Source organism: Saccharothrix sp. ST-888 (genome assembly GCF_000955975.1).
Taxonomy (GTDB): Bacteria; Actinomycetota; Actinomycetes; order Streptomycetales; family Streptomycetaceae; genus Kitasatospora.
Genome location: NZ_JYJF01000359.1, coordinates 1 through 484, shown reverse-complemented (window position 1 = coordinate 484; position 484 = coordinate 1). Strand labels below are relative to the sequence as shown.

The following is a 484-nucleotide window of genomic DNA, read 5'->3' as shown; positions in this document are numbered from 1 at the left end:
ACATCGAGCCCGGGATGATACCGAAGTCGCCCGAACCCGCCTTGATCGCGCACTTACGGGTGACCCGCACGTCGACGCCGTCGTACTGCTCCTCCCCCACGTAGTTGTGGTGTCAGCAACACTGCTAACGTCCGATGAGGCCGAGGCGCGCACGGCGAGCCTCGCGGTTCGGAGCGGAAGTCCCTTGACGATCAAAGCAGCTGAGCAGCCCAGGAAGAAGCTGACCGCCGCCGCGGTCGAGCTCCGGGTCAACAGACTGCGCGGGGTACCTGCCGATGCCCCCAGCCTCGAAGACGCCAGGGCAACCGACAATTCCACCATAGCCCTTCCAGCGTGCGGCACCCAGGTTTCCCGGCCCACCGAGGCCGACCGCAACCCGCCGGTCTCCGTCCTTCTCGAGGGCGGCGGCAGTGGCAGGCCCTCCCACGCCACCTTCCTCGCCAGACCCGCACTCGCCCCGAACGCCCGCAACCGGGCCGAACCA

General features: G+C 68.2%; 1 protein-coding gene and 1 pseudogene. One reads left to right on the top strand and one right to left on the bottom strand.

Features of this window, described 5'->3' with window-relative positions; genetic code table 11:
- Positions 1-112 (bottom strand): annotated as a pseudogene (locus tag UK12_RS40360) (RtcB family protein); the annotation flags it as partial.
- A gap of 72 nt (positions 113-184) precedes the next feature.
- Between UK12_RS40360 and UK12_RS40355 the strand changes: the two are divergent.
- Positions 185-484 (top strand): hypothetical protein (locus UK12_RS40355; RefSeq protein ID WP_197085375.1); only part of this gene is annotated, 300 nt, incomplete at its 3' end.